The organism is Blastococcus aggregatus (assembly GCF_900221005.1).
Classification (GTDB): domain Bacteria; phylum Actinomycetota; class Actinomycetes; order Mycobacteriales; family Geodermatophilaceae; genus Blastococcus; species Blastococcus aggregatus.
The window spans coordinates 67,301-89,021 of sequence record NZ_OBQI01000005.1 but is presented as its reverse complement, the minus strand read 5'-3'; the positions used below and the strand labels follow the sequence as shown (position 1 = coordinate 89,021).

Sequence of the window (21,721 nt, the reverse complement as noted above, 5' to 3'; positions counted from 1 at the left end):
GGTGTTCACCGGCATCGTGGAAGAGGTGGGCACGCTCGTGGTCCGCGAGGAGCAGACCGACGCCGCCCGGATGGAGATCCGTGCGCACAAGGTGCTCGAGGACGTCGCCCTCGGCGACTCCATCTCGGTCAACGGCGTCTGCCTGACCGTCACGCACGTCGAGGACGGCGTCTGGACCACCGACGTCATGGCCGAGACCCTGCGCCGCAGCAGCCTCGGCAAGGCGGAACAGGGCAGCCGGGTCAACCTGGAGCGCGCCGTCACCGCCCACACCCGCCTGGGCGGGCACATGGTGCAGGGGCACGTCGACGGCGTCGGGACCGTGCTCACCCGCGAGCCCAGCACCCACTGGGAGGTCTTCCGGATCGGCCTGCCCGCGGACCTGGCCCGCTACGTCGTCGAGAAGGGCTCCATCGCCGTCGACGGCGTCTCCCTGACCGTCAGCGCGGTCAGCGCCGCCAGCGACCCCGAGCCCTGGTTCGAGGTCAGCCTCATCCCCACCACCCTCCGCGAGACCACGCTGGGCACGCGCGCCACGGGGGACCCCGTCAACCTGGAGGTCGACGTGATCGCCAAGTACGTCGAGCGACTGCTGGAGGCACGTCGGTGACCACACCCTTGACCCGTCTGGACAGCATCGAGACCGCGATCGCCGCGATCAAGGACGGCCGCCCGGTCGTCGTGATCGACGACGAGGACCGCGAGAACGAGGGCGACCTGATCTTCGCCTCGGAGCTCGCGACCCCCGATCTCGTGGCGTTCATGGTCCGGTACACGTCGGGCTACATCTGCGTCGCCGTCACCGAGGCCGACGCCGACCGGCTGGACCTGCCGCCCATGCACCGGGTGAACCAGGACCGCCTCGGCACCGCGTACACCGTGACCGTGGACGCCCGCGAGGGCGTCACCACCGGCATCTCGGCGGCCGACCGGGCCACGACGATCCGGATGCTGGCCGCCGAGGACGCCACGTCGCGCGACCTCTCCCGCCCGGGCCACGTGGTGCCGCTGCGCGCCAAGGACGGCGGCGTGCTGCGCCGGCCCGGCCACACCGAGGCCGCCGTGGACCTCGCCGTGCTCGCCGGGCTGCGCCCCTCGGGCGTGCTGTGCGAGATCGTCAGCGAGAAGGACCCCACCGGCATGGCGCGCGGCGAGGAGCTGCGCATCTTCGCCGACGAGCACGACCTGGTCATGGTCTCGATCGCGGACCTGATCGCCTACCGCAAGCGCTTCGACAAGCTGGTCGAGCGGGTCGCCGAGGCGGTCGTGCCGCTCGCCCCCGGCACCTTCACCGCCGTCGGCTACCGCAGCTCCTACGACGAGCGCGAGCACGTCGCCTTCGTCTACGGCGACATCGGAGACGGCGAGGACGTCCTGGTCCGCGTGCACTCCGAGTGCCTCACCGGCGACGTCTTCGGCTCGCTGCGCTGCGACTGCGGCCCCCAGCTGCAGGCCGCGCTCCAGGCCGTCGCCGACGAGGGCCGCGGGATCGTGCTCTACATCCGCGGCCACGAGGGCCGTGGCATCGGCCTGCTGCACAAGCTGCAGGCCTACCAGCTGCAGGACCTCGGCGCCGACACCGTCGACGCCAACCTCGACCTGGGCCTGCCGGCGGACGCCCGCGACTACGGCACCGGCGCGCAGATCCTGGTCGACCTGGGCGTGCACACCATGCGGCTGCTGACCAACAACCCGGCCAAGCGGGCCGGGCTGGAGGGCTACGGCCTCAAGGTGCTCGGCCGCGTGGGGCTGCCCAGCCACGTCACGACGCAGAACCTCGGCTACCTGCGCACCAAGCGGGACCGGATGGGCCACCTGCTCGACATCATCGAGCCCGGGGTGGAGGTCGCCGGCGAGCCCGTGCACGCCGACCCCATCCCGGCCAACGTGCCCCTGCGCGTCGACGAGCAGCCCTCGTGAGTGGATCCGGGGCCCCCGTCGTCGAGCCGGTGGACGCCGCGGGCCTGACGCTGGGCATCGTGGCCACGACGTGGCACGCCGAGATCACCGACAGCCTGCTGGCGCGCGCCCTGGCCGGCGCCCGGGCCAGCGGGGTCGCGGAGCCGACCGTGGTGCGGGCGCCCGGCGCCGTCGAGCTGCCGGTCGTCGCCCAGGCGCTCGCCGAGCGGCATGACGCCGTCGTCGCCCTCGGGGTGGTCGTCCGCGGGGGCACGCCGCACTTCGAGTACGTCTGCGACGCGGTGACCGCCGGCCTGACGCGGGTCGCGCTGGACGCGGGCACCCCCGTGGCCAACGGGGTGCTCACCTGCGACACCGAGGCGCAGGCCCGCGACCGCGCCGGGCTGCCGGGCTCCGCCGAGGACAAGGGCTGGGAGGCCGCGGTCGCCGCCCTGGCCACCGCCCTGACGCTGCGCGACGTGCGCCGCCCGCAGCACACCACCGGGTTCACCGTGACCCCTGCCGGAGGCCGCTCGTGAAGACGTTCGACGCCCTGTTCGCCGAGCTCGCGGCCAAAGTCGCCGACGGCGACCCCGCCTCGGGCACCGTCGCCGCCGTGCGCGACGGCGTGCACGCCGCGGGCAAGAAGGTCGTCGAGGAGGCGGCCGAGTCGTGGATGGCGGCCGAGCACGAAGGGGAGGAGCGGACGGCCGAGGAGATCAGCCAGCTCCTCTACCGGGTGCAGGTGCTCATGCTCGCCCGGGGCCTGACCCTGGACGACGTCTACGCTCACCTCTGATCTTCCCGCGTTTCCCGCCCTTCCCGAGGAGTTCTCCCGTGCTGCGCATCGCCGTGCCCAACAAGGGCGTCCTGAGCGAGCCGGCGGCGGAGATGCTCGCCGAGAGCGGCTACCGCATGCGGCGGAGCACCAAGGACCTCGTGGTCTACGACCCCGACAACGACACCGAGTTCTTCTACCTCCGGCCGCGGGACATCGCCGTCTACGTCGCCGCGGGCACGCTGGACGTCGGCATCACCGGGCGCGACATGCTGCTGGAGACCGCGCCGGCCGAGGGGGAGGGCCCGACCGCCGTCGAGGTCATGCCGCTGGGCTTCGGCCGCTCGTCCTTCCGGTTCGCCTCACCGGTCGGCTCGGGCATCGAGTCCGTCGACCAGCTCGCCGGCAAGCGCATCGCCACCGCGTACCCGGTCCTGCTGCAGCGCTCCCTCGAGGAGTCCGGCGTCAAGGCCGACGTCGTCAAGCTCGACGGAGCCGTCGAGACCGCGTGCGCGCTGGGTGTGGCCGACGCGGTCTGCGACGTCGTCGAGACCGGGACGACGCTGCGCGCGGCGGGGCTGCACATCATCGGCGAGCCCGTGCTGGCCAGCGAGGCGATCCTGGTGGGCCGCGAGGGGGCCCAGGAGATCCCGGCGGTGGCCCAGCTGCGGCGCCGGCTCCAGGGCGTCCTGGTGGCCCGCCAGTACGTGATGCTCGACTACGACTGCCCGGACGAGATCCTGGCCCGCGCCACGGCGATCACGCCCGGCATCGAGGGCCCCACGGTCAGCCCGCTGCAGCGGGGAGGCTGGTCGGCGGTCCGCGCGATGGTGCGGCGCAGCCAGACCAACCAGATCATGGACGAGCTCTACGAGCTCGGCGCCCGGGCCATCCTCGTCACCAGCATCCACGCCTCCCGGCTCTGATCCCGGGGCACTCTCCGGGGCCCTCGATCGTCAGGACGGACATGCGCCGACTGCTGCTGCTCCTCGTGCCCGTCGCCGTGCTGGCCCTCTCGGCGTGCGGCTCCGCCGACGACGGCGAGGACGCGGCCGCCCCGACGAACCCGGTTCCGGAGGGGACGAGCGCACCCGACCCGGCGGGGGGCGGGATCTCCCAGGCCGACAACGACCTGCAGCTGGAGATCGACCTCGGCGACGGCAGCCTCCCCGCGACCTGGACGCTGACCTGCGTCGGGTTCGTGGAGGGCAGCCATCCATCGGCGCAGGCCGCCTGTGACCACCTGGCCGGCCTGGAGCGTCCCTTCGCCCCGCTGTCCGATGACGTGATGTGCGCGCAGGTCTACGGCGGGCCGGAGACCGCGCGGGTGCTCGGCCGCTGGGGCGGCGAGCCGGTGGACCTGGCGCTCTCCCGCGTCGACGCCTGCCGCATCGCGCAGTGGGACGCCCTCGTTCCCCTGGTGCCCGCCCCCGCGGGCTGACTCCCCGCAGCCGACCGCTCAGCGCCCCCGCGTGGTGCGCTCGACCAGGTCGATCGCCGTGCACAGGCCCAGGGCCGTGGCGCGGCTGCCCGTCGGGCCGGAGGTGAGCATCGCCTCCACCGCCGGTGCCAGCGCGCCCTCGCCGACCAGGGCGTGCAGCACGGCGGCGTACTCGCCGCTGACCCGCCCGGCGGCGGCGTGCCGCAGCAGGGCCCGGGACAGCTCGGTGGTGCGGCAGGCGGCCAGTGCGGTGACGCCGGCGGCGAAGCGGGGCGCGGCGGGGTGCCCGAGCAGGACCAGCCCGGCGACCGTGCCGGCCATGACGTCGTCACCGGCCGGCGTGAGGCCCGGGCCGACGCCGATGAGCCGCGTGGCGGTGCGCAGCGCGGCGTCGAGATCCGCGCGGCGGACCGCTCCGCGCAGCGCCGCCAGCGGCCCGCCGGGGCCGGTGGGCAGCCCCGGGAGCGCGAAGGCGCTGTGCGGGACCCCCTCCCCGTAGAGGGTCGTGCGCAACTGGCGCACGCCCTCGGGGAGCAGCGCGGGACGGACGCTGGGCAGCCGGGGGCGCGGGTCCCACCACGCCGCGGCGCTCACCGTGAGGTCGCCGACGACGATCCGGCCGCCCCCGACCTCGGCCGCGGCGTTCGGTGACACGAGCGGACGCCCGGAGCTCGGACGGAACAGGATGCAGCCCAGCGGGTGGCGTGCCGCGTCACTCGTGAGGACGGCGACGACGTCGCCGTCGCGCTCGCCCGGCACGTGCAGGTACACGCCGGTCGGGGTGTTCGCGACGATGCGGGCGCGGCGGACCGGCCCGCGCAGCAGCGCGGTCACGCCGGTGCTGGCCGCCGCCGGCACGGGGGTGACCTGCCGCGCCGGGTGCGAGGGGTGTGCGGTGGCCGCGGCCGACCCGCGGGGGAGGGGGATGGTGGGGACTCCGGCTCGCGCGGCGCGGCTGGGCGCCGCCGTCGTATGCGAGCGGGTGTCACGGCCGGTGGTCTCGTCGATGGTGCGCATGGTGGCCCTTCGCCGGAGGGGCGTCGGACGGGGTCGGAGCGGCCCCGCCCGGGCTCCGCTCGGCTCGTCCGCAGAGGGCAGGTGCCGCCGGGTTCCGGGTGACGGCCTAGCATCGCTGCGAGCGGGTTGAGCGGGCTTCGAACCTATGCGGCGCGTCGCACGCCCTCTTATGGCGAAACTCGCCAAGAATGGATGTCGCCGTTCAAGGAGTCCTGACAGACTTCCGCGACTCGACGGCCACGTTGGCGACTAGAGAGGGACGCATCGTGACCCAGAGTGACACCTCGGCGATGTCGGCCACGCAGCGTGACGGAACGGTACCGTTTCGACGTAACTGGGCGGTCGAGGAACCGGCGCGCGCCGACCCGTCCCGGACCGAGCGCGGCAGCTGGCAGGAGCGCATGGGACTCACCATCGAGGACGTGCTGGACCTCCCCGGGCTGGCCGGATCGTCGGTGGTCGCAGGCGCCGGAGGGCTCGCACGCTCGGTCCGCCACATGGTCGTGGACAACCCGGCCGACCCGCTGGCCGCCGCGGGGGTCGACGTCCTCGTCGTCCTCGGCGCCCGGCTGCCTCCCGCCGATCCGGTCAACTGCCGGGCGCTGGTCGAGCGGCTGGATTCGATGGGCACGGCCGCGCTCGCCTACCGGCGCACGGAGGGGCCGCCGCCGGTGCCCGCGGAGGTGCTCGCCGAGGCCGATCGCCGCGGCCTGCCGGTGCTGGCCCTGCCGCAGACGGTCCGCCTCGACGAGATCGTCTCCGAGGTGCTGGGCGCCGTCGTCACCAAGCAGGGCGAGGCCCTCGCGCTCTCCTCCCGCATGGACGACCAGTTCATGGAGGTGGCGCTCACCGGTGGCGGTCTCGCCGAGGTCACCCAACGGCTCGCCGTGATGCTGGAGGGCGCCGCGGTGCTGGGCCTGGGGCCCGACCGCGAGGTGGTCACCAGCGCCGGCCCCCGGGACGACGTCGCCGAGATCAGCGACTGGCTGTGGCTGCTGGACGCCGCCGCGGACGACGCCCTGGCCGAGCTGACGCCCTCCCGCCGGCTGGCCGGGGTGCGGGCCGACCGCACCGTGGTCACGCCCGCCGACGTGCTGGCCGACGCCGACCTCTCGCCGGCCGACGGCATCCTGCTCGTCCCCGGTCACCACGAGCTGCCCGGCGGCGTGGGGGAGTACGCCGTGGCCCCGATCATGGCCGGTGACCAGCGGCACGGCTGGCTGGTCGCGGTGCACCGGACCGGGGCGATGATGGTCGGCGCCGGCGGCGTGCTGGAGCGCGCGGCGGTGATCGCCGCCCTGTCGGTCATCCGCCTGCAGGCGGTCCACTCCGTCGAGCTGCGCTTCCAGGGGGACCTGGTCCGGCGGCTGGTCGGCGGCTCGGTCGGGCACACCGAGCGGACGCTGGCCTACACCCGGTCGTTCGGCTGGCGGCTGGACGGCCCGGTCGCGGTGCTGGTCACCGCCACCGAGACCGTCGCCGACGCCGCCGGGGATCCCACCCGTGCCCTCGACGTGCTCGACCGGCTGGCCGACGGCTGGCGGTCGGCGCTGGAGTCCGAGGTCGCCGGGGCCGCCGTCGCCGGGCTGGCGACAGAGATCGTCACCCTCCTGCCCCTGGACGGCCGGACCCCCGACGAGGTGTCCGCGCTCGTCGCGGCGGTCAGCTCACGGGTCAACGGACGGCTGCGCCGGCTGGGCCGCGTCCTGGGCACGGGCATCGGCCGGCCGGCCGGCTCGCTCTCGGAGCTCGCCGAGGCGCACCGCCAGGCGCAGCGCGCGCTGGGCGTCGGCCAGGAGATCCAGGGCGGCGCGTCGGTCACCCACTTCGACCAGCTGGGGGTGTTCCGGCTGCTGTCGCTGATCCCGGACAGCACCGAGCTGCGGTCCTACGTCGACGAGGTGCTCGGCCCGCTGGCCGACGCGACGGACGCGGACTCGGCCGACCTGCGCGAGACGCTGCTGGTGCTGCTGGAGACCAACCTCAACGTGGCGGAGTCCGCCCGCCGGCTGCACTTCCACTACAACACGATGCGCTACCGGATCGGCAAGCTGGAGCGCATGCTCGGGCCGTTCACCAGCGATCCCCACCTGCGGCTGAACCTGCTGCTGGCGCTGCACGCCGCCCGGATGAGCGGGCTGGACCAGCCCCACCGCCCGCCGCTGGAGGCCGGCATGACGCCGCCGCCGGACGACGGCCTCGACGCGCTGCTCTGAGCACGGGCCGACCGCGCCGCGCCGTCCTCCCTCGCCGCAGCGCGTCCTCCCTCACGGTGGGCGGTGAGGGAGGAAGCGCCATGATCAGGTCACCTGATCATGGCGTGGGCAGCGGTCAGTCGTGGAAGACCTCGATGGCGGCGCCGATCTCGACCAGCCGCTCGTAGAGGTGCTCGTAGCCGCGGGCGATGATGTCGACGTTGCGCAGCACCGAGGTGCCCTTGGCCGCGAGCATCGCCAGCAGGATGCAGACCGCGGGGCGCAGGGCGGGCGGGCAGACCACCTCGGCGCTGGACCACCGGGTCGGCCCGTCGACCAGCACGCGGTGCGGGTCGAGCAGCCGCACGTCGGCGCCCAGCCGGGTCAGGTCCGAGAGGTGGATGGCCCGGTTGTCGTAGACCCAGTCGTGGATCATCGTCGAGCCCTCGGCCTGCGCGGCGATGACCGCGAAGAACGGCAGGTTGTCGATGTTGAGGCCCGGGAACGGCATCGGGTGGATCTTGTCGATCGGCGCCCGCAGCTGCGAGGGGTGGATCGTGATGTCGGCCAGCCGGGTGTGCCCGTTGTCGGCCAGGTACTCCGGGGAGACCTCGTAGCGCAGCCCCATCTCGGCCAGCACCGCCAGCTCGATCTCCAGGAACTCGACCGGCGCGCGCCGGACGGTCAGCTCCGAGCAGGTGACGATGCCGGCGGTCAGCAGGCTCATCGCCTCGACCGGGTCCTCGCTGATCGTGTAGTCCACGTCGGCATCCAGCACCGGGCGGCCGTGCACGGTGAGCGTCGTCGTCCCGAGGCCCTGGATCTCCACCCCGAGCAACTGCAGGTACAGGACGAGGTCCTGGACCATGTAGTTGGAGCTCGCGTTGCGGATGGTCGTCGTGCCCTCGGCGCGGGCCGCGGCGAGCAGCGCGTTCTCGGTGACGGTGTCCCCGCGCTCGGTCAGCACGATGGTGCGGCTGGTGGCGCCGGTCGGGGTGACCGTGGCGTGGTACTCGCCGGCCCGCGCCTCCACCTCGAGCCCGAAGGGCCGCAGCGCGATCATGTGCGGCTGCACGGTGCGGGTGCCGAGGTCGCAGCCGCCGGCGTAGGGCAGCTCGAACTCCGGCGCCCGGTGCAGCAGCGGGCCCAGGAACATGATGATGCTGCGGGTCCGCCGCGCGGCGTCGGCGTCGATCCCGGCCAGGTCCAGCTCGTCCGGGACGACGAGGGTGAGGTCGTGCCCGGCGTCGTCCCAGGTCGCCGAGACGCCGATCGAGCGGAGCACGTCGAGGATCCGCTCGACCTCGACGATGCGGGCCACGTTGCGCAGCGTCGTCCGGCCCCGGTTGAGCAGGGCGGCGCAGAGCAGGGCGACGGCGGCGTTCTTCGACGACTTCACCGCCACGCTGCCGCTGAGCAGCCGGCCGCCGGTGACCCGCAGGTGGGTGGGACCGGCCGGGCCGACGCTGATCAGCTCGCTCTCCAGGGCCGCGGAGAGCCGGCCCAGGAGCTCGAGGGTCAGGTTCTGGTTGCCCTGCTCGATGCGGGCCACCGCGCTCTGGCTGGTGCCCAGCCGGTGGGCGAGCTGCTGCTGGGTCATGCCGCGGTGCCGCCGGGCGTCACGGACCAGCGCGCCGATCCGGCGCATCGCGGTGTCGGGGGAGAGGTCGGTCGCCGTCACCCGACCACATTATCTCGTCTGTGAGATACCGAGTTCGCGCCGGGCCGGGTGCCGGTCGGAGACTTTCCGGGCCAGGATGGTCCGATGGACGTCCTCGTCACCGGCGGCACCGGCCGGCTCGGCTCACGCCTGGTCCCACGGCTCCGGGAGGACGGCGTCATCGTGCGGCAGATGTCGCGGCGGGGCACCGGGCCGGGCGGGGTGCGGGGCGACCTCGCCACCGGCTTCGACCTGCCGGCGGCGCTGGCCGGGGCGGACGTCGTCGTGCACGCCGCCAGCGATCCGCGCGGTGATCCGTGGCAGGTCGACGTCGCAGGCACCCGCCGGCTGGTGCAGGCCGTGGACCGGGACCGGCTGCGGCACCTCGTCTACGTCTCCATCGTCGGCGTCGACCGGATCCCGTTCGGCTACTACCGGGCGAAGTTCGCCGCCGAGCAGGTGCTGCTCGCCTCGGGGCTGCCGGTCACCCTGCTGCGGGTGACCCAGTTCCACGACTTCGTCGACGAGCTCCTCGACACGGCCCGGCGCGGGCCCGTGCTGCCGGTACCGATGGGCTGGCGCCTCCAGCCGGTGGACGTCGGCGAGGTCGCGGCGCACATCGCCGGTCTCTGCGCCGCCCCGGCGTCGGGCGGGGTGGTCGAGTTCGGCGGACCGGAGGCGCTCACCGCGGCCGAGCTGGCCCGTGCGTGGGCCGCCGAGCGGGCACCGAACGCGCGCGTGGTGGCGACGCCGGTGCCCGGCCGAATGAGCTCGGTGCTGCGGGACGGCGCCGCGCTGCCGAGCGGCGGAGCCCGCGGCCGGCGCACCTACGCCGAGCACCCTGCGGGGCTGACCGCGGCGTTCCTGCCGACGACCGCATCCGGACCGCCGTCCCGGTGCGGTGTCCGGAATCCGCCGGAGAACCGTCGGACCGGTCGCCTACCGTGCGCTCGTGAGCTCTCCGGCTGCCCCGCCCACGGGCCGCACCGTCCTGGCCGTGGGCGTCACGGTCCTCTCCTGGGCATCGGCCTTCGTGGCCATCCGCGGCGTGGGGGAGGACGTGTCACCCGGCGCCCTGGCGCTGGGCCGCCTGCTGGTCGGCACCGCGGTGCTCGCCGTCCTCCTGGCCGGCCGCGGATGGGTGGCCCCGGACCGCCGGGAGTGGGCGCTGCTCGCCGTGTGCGGCATCGGCTGGTTCGGCGTCTACAACGTCGCGCTCAACGCCGCCGAGCAGCACCTCGACGCGGGCACCACCGCGATGCTGGTCAACATCGGGCCGATCCTCATCGCCCTTCTCGCCGGCTGGCTGCTGGGCGAGGGCTTCCCGCGCTGGCTGGTGGTCGGCGTCGCGGTGGCCTTCGTGGGCGTGCTGCTCATCGGTCTGGCCACCCGAGGCGCCGACGTCGACCTCGTCGGGGTCGCGCTCTGCGTCGTCGCCGCGGTGACCTACGCGATCGGCGTCGTCGCGCAGAAGCCGCTGCTGGGCCGCCTCCCCGGCCTGCAGGTGACCTTCACCGCCTGCGCCATCGGCGCGCTCTGCTGCCTGCCGTGGGCGGGTGCGCTGGTGCGCGACCTCGGCACCGCCTCCGCGGGCTCGGTCGCCGGCATGGTCTACCTGGGCGTGGTGCCGACGGCGCTGGCGTTCAGCACCTGGGCCTACGCCCTCACCCGGATGGACGCCGGCCGGCTCGGCGTCACCACCTACCTGGTGCCGCCGCTGGTGATCGCGCTGGGCTGGCTGCTCCTGGACGAGGTGCCCCCGGCCCTGGCCGTCGTCGGAGGTGCGGTCTGCCTCGCCGGCGTGGCGCTGTCCCGGCGCGGCACCCGCCGCCCGCGAACCCCGCAGCCCGAGGCCGTGGTCGCCGGCTGACCTCCGCCGTAGGTCGCGACGCGCGCATGGGGTAGGCAGGCACCAGTCACCAGGCACCGTGCACACGACCGGGAGGTACGACGGTGGAGCAGCAGCAGTGGGCGACGGTGGTGGAAGCGGCCACGCGGGCGCCCTCGATCCACAACACCCAGCCCTGGCGGTTCACCGCCACGGCCGACCAGCTCGACGTGTTCCTCGACCGCGCCCGCGCGCTGCCGGTGCTCGACCCGACCCAGCGCCAGCAGGTGATCAGCTGCGGCATCGCCGTCGAGTTCGCCGTCGTGGCCCTGGCGGCGGCCGGAGTGCTCAGCGAGGTGGAACTGCTCACGGACGACGCCGATCCCGACCACCTCGCGACCGTGCGGGTCATCGGCGCGATCGTGCCCACCGACGAGGACGCCGCCCTCGCCGCGGCGATCGGGCACCGGCACACGGTGCGCGACCCCTTCGAGCCCCGGATCGTGCCGGCCGGCCTCCTGGACCGGTTGCAGGCCGAGGCGGCGGCGTTCGGCACCTGGTTCAAGCCGGTGACGCGCTCGGAGGAGGAGGTCGCCACGGTCTTCCTCATCGACCGGGCGGAGGAGATGGAGCAGGGGGACCCCGCCTACCTCGCCGAGCTGCAGCGGTGGGTGCGCACCGACCCGGGCGCGGTCGACGGCGTGCCGGTCGGCGCGGTACCGGCCGGGGATCCGCACGGCCGTCCCTCGAACTGGTCCATCCGCGACTTCGTCGTGGGTACCCGCGGCCACGATGCCGGGGCGCCGGTCGACCCGGATGCGCCGCCACCCGACGTCGAGCGGCCCACCGTCGTGCTGATGGGCACCGACGGCGACGACCGGTACGCCTGGCTGCAGGCGGGCCGGGCGCTGGGTCGGGTGCTGCTGGTGGCCACCGCCGACGGTGTGGCCGCCTCGCCGCTCACCCAGGCGCTGGACTGGCCGGCCACGCGCACCCGGATGCGCTCGCGGCTCTCGCTCGTCGGGCATCCGCAGATGCTGCTGCGCATGGGCTATCCACGGGAGGGGACGGCGGCCGGTTCCGTCAGCGGACGGCGGCCGGTGGGCGAGGTGCTCACGGTCTCGCCGGCCGGCTGAGCACGGGGCTCGGTCGGCGCGGCTCGGCGGCGCGGCTCAGTCGGTACGGCCGGTCGACGCCCACGGGTCGTCGGCGTCGAAGTCGTCCGCGGGGGCGCTGCCCTCGGACCGCCGGGCGGCGGCCTCCACCGCCGCATCGCGCTCACGGGCGCGCTCGGCGGCGGCGGCGCGGGCGGCGGCCCGCTGCTCGCGGCGGGAGGGCCGGTCGCCGTCCCCGGGCGGGGTGGCGTCGCCGGACCGCCACAGTGCGGCTCCCGCCACGGCCAGCCCGATCGGCAGCACGTAGGCGGCGGCGCGCTCGGTGGCGCCCTCGGCGAGGACGTCGACGCCGGTGAGGAAGAACGCCGTCGCGGCGGTGCCCACCAGGCCCAGGACGACCAGCGTCGAGCCCAGGAGCTCCGAGCGCGGGCGCAGGGCGTAGGCCAGCGCGATCAGCCCGAGCGCGCCCCCGACCAGGTAGAGGGTCGCCCCGACGCCGTGCCAGGTGTCGGAGCGGTCCGACGGCAGGACGCCCACCAGCAGCACGCCGACGGCGGCGAGGCCGAACAGGTAGGCCGCCACCCGGCCCGCGCCGGCCCGCAGCGTGGGCAGGAGCAGCACGGCGCCGCCCAGGATCAGCGCCGCCTGCACCACGAAGGAGGCGTTCATCGCCTGGTGGCCGGGCCAGGTGGTGGCGCCGAGGTCGCTGATGACGTCGTCGGCGCGGGAGTAGCCCTCGCCCCGGAACTGCACCACGGTCTCGACGACGAAGAACTGCAGCGTCAGGAGCCCGGTGAGGGCGCCCCAGCGGAGTCGGTCGGAAGTCACGGTGCCCATGGTCCCAGCACGGGAAGGCCCGCCCGAGCACCGTGCCGAGCTGTTCCGCGGTCAGCCACGAGGGGTTGCTGCCGGCGGGCATGCGCAGCACCTCGGCGTCCCGGAAGAGCGGGTCGTGCAGGAGCTCGGCACGCTCGACCGGGCCGGCCAGCCGGGTCAGGCGGACGGGGAGGACCGGGCGGTCGTCGCCGGGGTCGTCGGGCTCCCGCGGCGGGGCGGTGACGGTGCCGACGGCGTGCACACCGGGTGCGACGCGACCGCTGACCCACAGCACCACCGGCTGGCCGGGGGAGACGAGCGCGAGCCGGTAGGAGCGCCGGACGCAGCGGGTCAGTTCCCGCTCGGCGTCCGGCGCCCACTCCGGGTCGATCTCCGCCGGGGCCCGGGTGCTCTTGATCAGCCAGCCGGCGACGTCGCCGGCCTGCAACCGGGCCACGGCGGGGGAGCGGGCGGAGTTCAGTCGGTGGCCGGGTGCCGCTCGGCGCCCAGCGGGTCCGCGTCGTCGGAACCCACGGCCTGGCGCTCCTGCTCGGTGCGGTGCGCGAGCACCTCGTCGTCCGGGTGCGGGTCCTTCGCGTGCTGCGTGCGGTCTCGGGTGACGTTCTCCTCGGGGACGATCACGTCGTCGAGGTTCGGCTGGTCGGGGGAGGTCATCGACGTGCTCCGTCCATCGGCGTTCCGGTCCATCGGTTCCACGGTCCTCCGGCCCATAGCCAGGGACCGTCCGGCCCAATCCCGCGACCGTGGTCAGCGCGGTTCGAGCCGGGCGGCCGGCAGCCAGCTCTCGACCAGCATCGGTCCCGCCGGCCCGGGCACCGCGTAGGTCACCCGGCCCTGCCAGCCGCTCTCCTGCTGTCGCCACTCGACGAGCAGCCCCGGCCAGGTGCCCGGGGCGTCCGGCGGGTCGTGGACCCAGCAGTGCCGCCCCTCGCCGCCCCGCCCGGGGGGCGGCGCGGCAGGACGCGCGGGAGGCGGCACGGGAGCGTCGGGCACGGCGCCGGAGAGGGCCGCGCGCTCGGCCAGGGACCGCCCCGACCCACCCCGCTGCATCCCTCCGGCCACCCGACCAGCATCGCACGGATCGAACGTGTGTTCGATACATGGGCAGGGCGGGTCGGAGCCTCAGTCCGTCCCGCGCGTCACCCCGTCGGCGAGGGTGCGGACCACCGCCCGCAGCAGAGGGTGCCCGGGCAGGTCCTCGACCGGGACCGGCAGGGGCAGGGACCAGTTGGGCCGGCCGCCGGCACCGGGCATGTTGGGCCGGCGCGGCGCGCCCACCGCGTCGTCCAGGGTCGCCGACAGGAGCAGGGACGGCGCCTGGGCGAGGAGCTGGTGCGCCCGCTCCACCGCCGCCTCCGCCGACGAGCCCTCGGCCACGCCCGGCAGGTGCTCGAGCAGGGAGGAGCGGCCGCGCGCCAGCTCCTCCTCGGTGCCGGTGCCCTGCTCCCGCTGCTCCGCGAGGTCCGCGCCACCGACCAGCCCGGCGACCGTCGGCAGGTCGTGGGTGGTGATCGCGGCCATCGCCTCGGCCGGCCAGGTCGCGGGCTCGTCGTCCTCGAACCACAGCAGCCGGTAGGAGAGCACGCCGTGCTCGGCCATGGCCTCCCGCACGCCGTCCTCGACGGTGCCGAGGTCCTCGCCGACGACGAGGGCCTGCGCCCGGTAGCTCTCCAGCGCGACGATGCCGAGCAGGTCCTCCGCCGGGTAGCGCACGTAGGCGCCGTCGGCGGCGGTGCCGTCGCGGGGCACCCACCAGAGCCGGAACAGGCCCATCACGTGGTCGATCCGGAGGCCGCCGGCGCCGGAGATGGTGGCGCGGATCGACTGGATGAACGGCTCGTAGTCGGCGTCGCGCAGCCGCCACGGGATCAGCGGCGGCGAGCCCCAGTCCTGCCCCTGGCTGTTGAACGCGTCCGGCGGCGCACCGACGCTCACGCCGTCGGCCAGCACGTCCTGCCACGTCCAGGCGTCGGCGCCGCCGCCGGCGAAGCCGATCGGCAGGTCCTGGATCACCGTCATGCCGTCGGTGGCGGCGGTCAACTGCAGCTCCAGGGCCCACTGCAGCCAGGCGTGGAAGGCGACGACGGCGCCGTGCTGCTCCACGTAGGTGGTCAGCGCCGGGCTCCCCGGGCGCCGCAGCTCCTCGGGCCAGGTGTGCCAGTCGGCGCCGTGCTCCTCGCTGATCGCCGCCCAGGTGGCCCAGTCCTGCAGGGTCTGTCCCTGCTCCTCCCGCCAGCGCCCGAACGCCTCGCCGCCGCCGTGGGCGAAGAAGATCCGCATGAGCACCTCGCGCTTGCGGGCCCAGATGGCGTCGCGGTCGATGAGCTCGCCGTCGTTCAGCGCGCGCCCGGCGTCCTCCTCGAGGTCGACGGTCTCCGCCCCCGGCACCTCGGGTACGCGGAGGTAGATGGGGTTGAGGAAGCGGCGGGTGGCCGGCAGGTAGGGGCTCGCCTCCTGCTCCGGGACGGGCGCCACGGCGTGCAGCGGGTTGATGAGCACGAACCCGGCGCCCTGGTCGGCGGCCATGCGGCGGATGCTGCGCAGGTCGGCGAGGTCGCCGATGCCCCAGCTCTCCCGGCTGCGGGCGGCGTAGAGCTGCACCGCCCAGCCCCAGCTCCGCTGCTCGGGCAGCCAGCAGCGGCCGGGGGAGACGATCAGCCGGCGACGGCGGCCCTCGGGGGACTGGAACCAGTGGTAGCCGAGCGGGAAGTCGGCGGGGAGGGAACCGTCGACGGACCGGACCTCGCCGTCCTCGCAGATGACGTCGATGGCGTCGACCTCGAGGGCGTCCCCGGGCCGGGCGACGATGGGTGCGCGCTCCTCCAGGTCTGCCGGGGGCCTCCCGATGATCTCGCGCAGCCGGTCGATCGTCTCCTGCGCTACCTCGTGCTCCTCGTCGAGCGCGTCCAGCCAGCTCGCATCGATGCCCCAGTCGTCCGTCGTCGGTGTGCGTGTCACCGGGTGATCCTCGCCGGGCGCGGGGCAGCGCGCAGTCTCAGGAGCGGGAGCGTGGGGCAGCTCGCTTCGTGGCCGGCGCGGCAGCCGGATCCTCCGGCCAGGGGTGGCGCGGGTACCGCCCGCGGAGTTCGCTGCGGACGGCGGGGTAGCCGGTGACCCAGAAGCCGGCCAGGTCGGCGGTGGTGGCGACGACGCGGCGCGCGGGGGAGAGCAGCTCGAGCCGTAGCGGGCGGCCGGCCACCAGCGGCGCGGTCGCCCAGCCGAAGACCTCCTGCACCCGGACCGCCAGGGTCGGAACGGTCGGATCGGTGTAGTCGATCCGGATCCGCGAGCCGGTCGGGACGGTCACGGCGTCCGGGACGACGGCGTCGAGGTCGCCGGACAGCTGCCACGGCACCAGCGCCCGCAGGGCGGCGACCAGGTCGATGCGGGCCAGGTCGGCGCGCCGACGGGCACCGGAGACGTCGATGCCGGCGAGCAGGGCCTCGTCGTCGACCGCGGGCCACGGCTCGCCGAGCCCGGCGTGCGCGGCGGCCAGCCGGGCGCGCAGCCGCGTGGCCGCGGGCGTCCAGGTGAGCAGGCCGAGGCCCTCCCGGCGCAGCCCCTCGGCGACCGCGGCCGCCGCCGCGGACGGATCGGGATCGCGGGCGGGGCGCTCGGCCAGCACGATCGCGCCCAGCCGCTCCACGCGTGCGCTGCGGACGTCGCCGTCGCGCCAGGCCACCTCGTCGCCGTCGGTGTGCAGCGGGCCGCCGGCCTCCAGCGCGGTCGCCTCGTCGACCGCGACGGCGGACCGCACCCGCGCGTCCCTGCGGCCGGGGGAGCGGTCGGCGACGGCGACCGCCAGCCACGGCGCCCCCGACAGCGCCGTGCCGGGCGGCAGCTCCGCCCCCGTCCCGGCGGCCATCAGGTAGGTGCCGCCGTCCGGCCGCCGCCGGGCGAGCCGCTCGGGATGGGCCAGCCCGACCACGAGACCCGCCGCGGTGTCGTCGGGGATGCGCGGCGGAGCGACGTCGTCGACCGAGCGCTCGAGCCGGGTGACCTCGTCCTTCCAGCGCGCCGTGGCGCCGCGGTCGGCACCGGAGCGCAGCTCCCGCCAGGTCGCCAGGAGGTCGTCGCTGCGGATGGGCAGGTCCGCCGACAGCAGCGCGACCACCTCGGCCGCGCGCCGGCGACCCACGAGCGGAGCGCCGTCGAGCAGGGCGCGGGCCAGCCGCGGGTGCACGCCGACGGCGGTCAGCGCGCGCCCCCGGGCGGTCGCCCGCCCGGCGTCGTCCACCGCGCCGAGGGTGCGCAGCGCCTGGCCCGCGACGAGCAGCGCGGCCGGTGGCGGGGGATCCAGCAGCGCGAGGCCGGCTCCGCCGGGCGCCCCCCAGCAGGCCAGCTCGAGCGTGAAGGCGGTGAGGTCCGAGACGGCCACCTCCGGCTCGTCGTGGGCCGGGAGCCGGTCGTGCTCGGCGGAGGTCCAGCAGCGGTAGACCGCACCCGGGCCCTCCCGCCCGGCGCGGCCGGCGCGCTGGGTGACCGCGGCCCGCGACGCCCGCACGGTGACCAGCGAGCCCAGCCCGCGCGCGAGGTCGGCACGCGGCACGCGGGCCAGGCCGGCGTCGACGACCACGCGGACGCCCGGCACGGTCAGGCTGCTCTCCGCCAGCGCCGAGGCGAGGACGACGCGACGGCGGGGGCCGGCCTGCAGCGCGGCGTCCTGCGCGGCCGGCGGGAGCCGCCCGTGCAGCGGCAGGACGTCGGCGTCCAGCCCGCTCAGCTGCTGGGCGACCGTGCCGATCTCCCCGGCACCGGGCAGGAACACGAGGACGTCGCCGGTGCGCTCGGCCAGCGCCCGGCGGACGGTGGCCGCGACGTGCGCGAGCAGCCGGGGGTCGACGCGCAGGCCGTGCGGCGGGTCGACCGGGCCGGTCGGCGGCGCCCAGACGACGTCGACCTGGTGCAGCGTCCCGGCGGCCGCCACGACGGGAGCCGGCTCACCGTCCCCGATCAGCTGGGCGAGCCGCCCCGCCTGCGCGGTGGCGGACATGGTCAGCAGCTGCAGGTCCGGGCGGAGGGTGCCGCGGACGTCCAGGGCGAACCCGAGCGCCAGATCGGTGTCGAGGTGGCGCTCGTGGCACTCGTCGAGGACGACGGCGGAGACGCCGGCCTGCTCCGGATCGGCCTGCAGGCGGCGGACCAGCAGCCCGGTGGTGACCACCTCGACGCGGGTGCCGGCGCTGCGCCGGCTGTCCCCGCGCACGCTGTAGCCGACCCGGTTCCCGACGGGCTCGCCGAGCAGGGCGGCCATCCGGCGCGCCGCGGCCCGGGCGGCCACCCGGCGCGGCTCGGCCACGACGATCCGGCCGGGCAGGCTGCCGGCCAGGGCGAGCGGGACGAGCGTCGTCTTGCCGGTGCCGGGCGGGGCGACGAGGACGGCGCTGCCGCGCGCTGCCAGGGCGTCGGCGAGCTCGGGCAGCACGGCGCGCACCGGCAGGTCGGTCCCCGGCGTCCCGGGCGGTGGCAGCACGGGCCCAGTGTCGCGGAGGCGGCTCACCCCATCGGGGGCGGTCGCTCGCGGGCCGGCTTCAGCGGGTGCTCCGCGACGCCGACGTCGGGGAGGACTGCGACGGAAGCGGGACGCGATGGAGCACGGAGCCACGGGACGGCGGCGGCTGCTGCCGTACGCCGCCTGGGCGGCCGCCGCGTCGGTGCTGCTCGCCGGTTACGGCGCGATCGCCGGCACCCTGGCCGCCCAGGTGGTCTACCTGGTGGTGGTCTGGACCGCGGCAGCGATGGCGTGGTGGTGGCTCCGGAGGGCGACCGAGCGCCTCGCCGCGGTCCTCATCGCCGTCGGGCTGACGTTGTCCTCGCTCGGCGACCTCATCTGGCAGTGGCTGGTGTGGGTGGGTCGCGAGCCGGACGTGTCGGTGGCCGACCTGGCGTACCTGGCCGGCTACGCGGCCCTGGGTCTCGGGCTGACGGTGCTCGCGCGGAAGGCCGACCAGCCCGGCAGGCAGCGCATCGACAGCTGGATCGACGCGACGGTCGTGTTCGTCGCCGCCCTCCTGCTGATGTGGCACCTCTCCATCGCCGAGACCGTCGGCGACGACTCCGTGTCGCTGGGCATCCGCGCGGTGTGGACCCTGTACCCCGCGCTGGACGCGGCTCTGATCGCGCTGGTGTTCCGCCTGGTCATGGCGGGGGGCCGGACCGATCGTCGCGCGCTCGCCCTGGCCGGGGGAGCGATGTGCTGGCTGGTGTCCGACCTGGGCTACCTGGTGGCTTCGGACCAGGCCTCGACCACCGGGCTGCTGGACGGCGGGTGGATGCTCGGCGCGGTCCTGCTCGCGGTCGCCGTGCAGCCCGGCCGGTCGACGGCGCCCGTGGAGGCGACCGCGGTCCGCGGCGACGGGATCGGCCGCCTGGCGGTGTCCCTCGGGGCGCTCCTGGTGCCCGGTTCGCTCGAGTTGGTCAACGACCTCACCGATGCCCCGGAGAGCCCGCTCGCGATGTACGCGGCGACGTTCGCGCTGGTGGCGCTCGTCTTCGCCCGCACCGTGCGGCTGCTGCAGGCCGAGGGCCGTGCCCGCGAGACGGTGCGGTCCCGGGCGCGGCACAGTGCCGCGCTCGCGGCGCACTCCTCCGACGCCGTCATCGTGGTCGACCGGTCCGGTCGGCTGCGCAGCGACACCTCCCGCCTGGCCGGCCTGCTCGGGTCGGCGCACGCCGGCGACGGCGGCCTCGCCGACCTGCTGGCCAGCACCGGCCTGCGCATGGAGGAGGCGCGCGTCGTCTTCGAGCGCGTCCTGGCCGCTGGTGGCTCCGTCGTCAGCGCCGAGCTGCCCCGCCAGGTGGACGGGCAGGAGCTGTGGCTGGGGGTGCGCCTGGTGGACCTGACCGACGACCCCGACGTCCGCGGCATCGTCGTCCACGCCACGGACATCACCGAGCGCAAGCGGGCCGAGCAGACCCTCGCCCACCAGGCGTTCCACGACGGCCTCACCGGCCTGGCCAACCGTGCCCTGTTCGCCGATCGCGTCGAGCAGGCGCTGCGGCACAACGCGCGGCGGGGGGACGCCGCCGCGGTCGTCTTCATCGACCTCGACGGCTTCAAGCACGTCAACGACACCCTGGGTCACCACGCCGGCGACGTGCTGCTCCAGCAGGTGGCCGAGCGGCTCTCCTCCGCCGTCCGCACGGGGGACACCCTGGCCCGCCTCGGCGGGGACGAGTTCGCGATCCTCGTCGAGCAGATCACCGGCCCGGACGAGGCACGGGCGGCCGGGGACCGCGTCCTGACGGCCCTCAGCGGGCCGGTCCGCATCGGCAACCAGGTCGTCGCCGTGTCCGGCAGCGTCGGTGTCTCGATCAGCGACGACGACGCATCCAGCGACTCGCTCGTGCGGGACGCCGACATCGCGATGTACGCGGCCAAGTCGGCCGGTCGCGGTCGGGTCGTCGTCTTCGATCCGAGCATGCGGGCGGCCGTGGTCGAGCGGCGCGAGCTCGAGCGCGAGCTGCAGGGCGCGCTCGCGGGCGGCCAGCTGAGGCTGGTCTACCAGCCCGTCGTCGGGCTGGCCGGCTCCACCGTCGTCGGGTTCGAGGCGCTGCTGCGCTGGAGCTCCCCGACCCTCGGCCCGATCTCGCCGGACCGGTTCGTGCCCGTGGCGGAGGATCTCGACCTCATCGGTGAGATCGGGGCCTGGGTGCTCCGCGAGGCCTGCGCGACCGCGGCCGAGTGGCGCCGCCGGTCGGGCGGTAGCGAGCTCACCATGGCCGTCAACGTCTCCGCCGTGCAGCTGGCCTCGCCCGACCTGGTCGGGCAGATCACCGAGGCGCTGGCCGCCAGCGGGCTGCCCGCGTCGGCGCTGATCCTGGAGGTCACCGAGACCGCCCTCGTCCGCGACCCGGACGGCGCCGCCGAGCGGCTCGCCGCGTTGCGGGCCCTGGGCGTGCGGCTGGCGCTGGACGACTTCGGGACGGGCTACTCCTCGTTGAGCTACCTGCGGCAGTTCACCGTCGACGTGCTGAAGATCGACCGCTCGTTCATCTCGACCATCCAGAGCGACGAGCTGCCGCCGATCGTCCGCGGTCTGATCGACCTCGGGCGCACCCTGGACCTCGAGATCGTGGCCGAGGGCGTCGAGACGGCGGTGCAGCGCGACCAGCTCGCCGCCGCGCGGTGCGAGCTGGCGCAGGGCTACCTGTTCGCCCCGCCCCTGGAGGCCGACGAGGCCGCGCGGCTGCTCCTGGGCTCCCCGCCGCTGGCGGCCGCCGCGCGCTGAGGCAGGCGCCGGCCCCAGCGGGCGGGCGGCACACTGGGTCCGTGACCCGCTGGCTCCTGGTCCACCCGCCGCTGCTCGGCCCGGCCGTGCTCGGTCCGCTGGCCGGCGCACTGCGCCGCTGTGGGGACTACGTGGCGCTGCCCGACCTGCGGGCCGCGGTCGACCCCGCCCAGGGCTGGCCCGCGCGCTGGCGGGACGCCGCCGCGGCCGCCGGGCCGGCCGACGCCGTCCTGGGTTTCTCCGGCGCCGGGGTGACCCTGCCCGCCGTGGCCCTCGCCGTGGGCGCCCGGCGGGTGGTGTGGGTGGACGCGCTGGTGCCGGCCCCTTCCGGGGCCACCGAGGCGGACGAGGAGATCCGGGGCCTCGTGGCCGGGATGGTCCGCGGCGCCCGCATCCCCGACTGGACGACGTGGTGGGGTCCCGGCGCCCTGGACGAGCTGGTGCCCGACGAGCGGGTGCGCGCCGCGGTCCGGGCCGAGGGCCACGAGTTGCCGGCCGACTTCTACGACGTCGCCGTCCCGGTGCCGGAGGGCTGGCCCGAGGACGGTGCCCGCTACGTGCAGCTGTCCGCCGCCTACGACTCCGCCGCGGCCGAGGCGCGGGCCCGCGGCTGGCCGGTCACCGGCGACGGCGGCGGCCACCACCTCGACGTCGCGACGTCGCCGGAGCGGGTCGTGGAGCGGTTGAGGTAGCCGCGACGGGTGGACCTGGGTAGGCATG

General features: G+C 75.6%; 18 protein-coding genes and 1 pseudogene. 12 read left to right on the top strand and 7 right to left on the bottom strand.

Annotated features, from left to right (window positions below):
* The first annotated feature begins 1 nt into the window (after position 1).
* From CRP29_RS16125 to CRP29_RS16100, 6 genes are read left to right on the top strand one after another with little or no spacing between them, the layout of a single operon-like run.
* A complete protein-coding gene (locus tag CRP29_RS16125; protein WP_097196106.1) occupies positions 2 to 610 on the top strand; it encodes a riboflavin synthase in 609 nt (202 codons plus the stop codon).
* The gene (locus CRP29_RS16120; RefSeq protein ID WP_097196105.1) at positions 607 to 1,920 is read left to right on the top strand and encodes a bifunctional 3,4-dihydroxy-2-butanone-4-phosphate synthase/GTP cyclohydrolase II; all 1,314 of its coding nucleotides are present in this window, start codon (positions 607 to 609) and stop codon (positions 1,918 to 1,920) included. The genes CRP29_RS16125 and CRP29_RS16120 overlap by 4 nt, the downstream gene beginning before the upstream one ends.
* On the top strand, positions 1,917 to 2,438 hold the full coding sequence (gene ribH, locus CRP29_RS16115; RefSeq protein WP_097196104.1) for a 6,7-dimethyl-8-ribityllumazine synthase: 522 nt from the start codon (positions 1,917 to 1,919) through the stop codon (positions 2,436 to 2,438). The genes CRP29_RS16120 and ribH overlap by 4 nt, the downstream gene beginning before the upstream one ends.
* Entirely contained in the window at positions 2,435 to 2,698 is a 264-nt protein-coding gene (locus tag CRP29_RS16110) for a phosphoribosyl-ATP diphosphatase (protein ID WP_097196103.1), read from the top strand. The genes ribH and CRP29_RS16110 overlap by 4 nt, the downstream gene beginning before the upstream one ends.
* Before the next feature lie 38 nt (positions 2,699 to 2,736).
* The gene (gene hisG, locus CRP29_RS16105) at positions 2,737 to 3,603 is read left to right on the top strand and encodes an ATP phosphoribosyltransferase (protein ID WP_097196102.1); all 867 of its coding nucleotides are present in this window, start codon (positions 2,737 to 2,739) and stop codon (positions 3,601 to 3,603) included.
* A gap of 41 nt (positions 3,604 to 3,644) precedes the next feature.
* On the top strand, positions 3,645 to 4,118 hold the full coding sequence (locus CRP29_RS16100) for an SSI family serine proteinase inhibitor (protein WP_097196101.1): 474 nt from the start codon (positions 3,645 to 3,647) through the stop codon (positions 4,116 to 4,118).
* Positions 4,119 to 4,136: 18 nt separating this feature from the next.
* Here CRP29_RS16100 and CRP29_RS16095 read toward each other — a convergent pair whose 3' ends face one another.
* A complete protein-coding gene (locus tag CRP29_RS16095; RefSeq protein WP_097196100.1) occupies positions 4,137 to 5,135 on the bottom strand; it encodes an oxamate carbamoyltransferase subunit AllH family protein in 999 nt (332 codons plus the stop codon).
* Positions 5,136 to 5,536: 401 nt separating this feature from the next.
* Between CRP29_RS16095 and CRP29_RS16090 the strand changes: the two genes are divergently transcribed.
* Positions 5,537 to 7,351, top strand: a complete 1,815-nt coding sequence (locus tag CRP29_RS16090; protein ID WP_245852883.1) for a PucR family transcriptional regulator — start codon at positions 5,537 to 5,539, stop codon at positions 7,349 to 7,351.
* Between the two features lie 115 nt (positions 7,352 to 7,466).
* Here the strand turns inward: CRP29_RS16090 and CRP29_RS16085 are convergent, their stop codons facing one another.
* The gene (locus CRP29_RS16085; protein WP_217991626.1) at positions 7,467 to 9,011 is read right to left on the bottom strand and encodes a helix-turn-helix domain-containing protein; all 1,545 of its coding nucleotides are present in this window, start codon (positions 9,009 to 9,011) and stop codon (positions 7,467 to 7,469) included.
* Positions 9,012 to 9,095: 84 nt separating this feature from the next.
* Here CRP29_RS16085 and CRP29_RS23340 point away from each other — a divergent pair.
* From CRP29_RS23340 to CRP29_RS16070, 3 genes and pseudogenes are all read left to right on the top strand, one after another.
* Positions 9,096 to 9,446, top strand: a pseudogene (locus tag CRP29_RS23340) (SDR family oxidoreductase); the annotation flags it as partial.
* 496 nt (positions 9,447 to 9,942) lie between these two features.
* Positions 9,943 to 10,860 (top strand): DMT family transporter, encoded by a 918-nt coding sequence (locus CRP29_RS16075; protein ID WP_097196437.1) that lies wholly within the window; start codon positions 9,943 to 9,945, stop codon positions 10,858 to 10,860.
* An 83-nt stretch (positions 10,861 to 10,943) separates the two neighbouring features.
* A complete protein-coding gene (locus tag CRP29_RS16070) occupies positions 10,944 to 11,954 on the top strand; it encodes an Acg family FMN-binding oxidoreductase (RefSeq protein WP_097196099.1) in 1,011 nt (336 codons plus the stop codon).
* Positions 11,955 to 11,990: 36 nt separating this feature from the next.
* On the opposite strand, the gene CRP29_RS16065 is transcribed toward CRP29_RS16070, so the two are convergent.
* The 5 genes from CRP29_RS16065 to hrpB all read right to left on the bottom strand — a co-directional run bounded on the left by CRP29_RS16065 (position 11,991) and on the right by hrpB (position 18,243).
* On the bottom strand, positions 11,991 to 12,770 hold the full coding sequence (locus tag CRP29_RS16065) for a DUF998 domain-containing protein (RefSeq protein WP_245852881.1): 780 nt from the start codon (positions 12,768 to 12,770) through the stop codon (positions 11,991 to 11,993).
* A 456-nt stretch (positions 12,771 to 13,226) separates the two neighbouring features.
* Positions 13,227 to 13,424 carry a hypothetical protein gene (locus CRP29_RS16055; protein ID WP_097196435.1) on the bottom strand — a complete coding sequence of 66 codons (198 nt, stop codon included), beginning with the start codon at positions 13,422 to 13,424 and terminating at the stop codon, positions 13,227 to 13,229.
* Positions 13,425 to 13,517: 93 nt separating this feature from the next.
* On the bottom strand, positions 13,518 to 13,832 hold the full coding sequence (locus CRP29_RS16050; protein ID WP_097196098.1) for a hypothetical protein: 315 nt from the start codon (positions 13,830 to 13,832) through the stop codon (positions 13,518 to 13,520).
* Positions 13,833 to 13,892: 60 nt separating this feature from the next.
* Positions 13,893 to 15,728 carry a 4-alpha-glucanotransferase gene (malQ, locus tag CRP29_RS16045; protein WP_097196097.1) on the bottom strand — a complete coding sequence of 612 codons (1,836 nt, stop codon included), beginning with the start codon at positions 15,726 to 15,728 and terminating at the stop codon, positions 13,893 to 13,895.
* Positions 15,729 to 15,765: 37 nt separating this feature from the next.
* A complete protein-coding gene (gene hrpB / locus CRP29_RS16040) occupies positions 15,766 to 18,243 on the bottom strand; it encodes an ATP-dependent helicase HrpB (RefSeq protein WP_097196096.1) in 2,478 nt (825 codons plus the stop codon).
* Positions 18,244 to 18,358: 115 nt separating this feature from the next.
* On the opposite strand from hrpB, the gene CRP29_RS16035 reads away from it, so the two are divergent.
* Positions 18,359 to 21,001 carry a putative bifunctional diguanylate cyclase/phosphodiesterase gene (locus tag CRP29_RS16035; protein WP_097196095.1) on the top strand — a complete coding sequence of 881 codons (2,643 nt, stop codon included), beginning with the start codon at positions 18,359 to 18,361 and terminating at the stop codon, positions 20,999 to 21,001.
* 41 nt (positions 21,002 to 21,042) lie between these two features.
* Entirely contained in the window at positions 21,043 to 21,693 is a 651-nt protein-coding gene (locus CRP29_RS16030) for a hypothetical protein (protein ID WP_097196094.1), read from the top strand.
* Positions 21,694 to 21,721 lie beyond the last annotated feature (28 nt).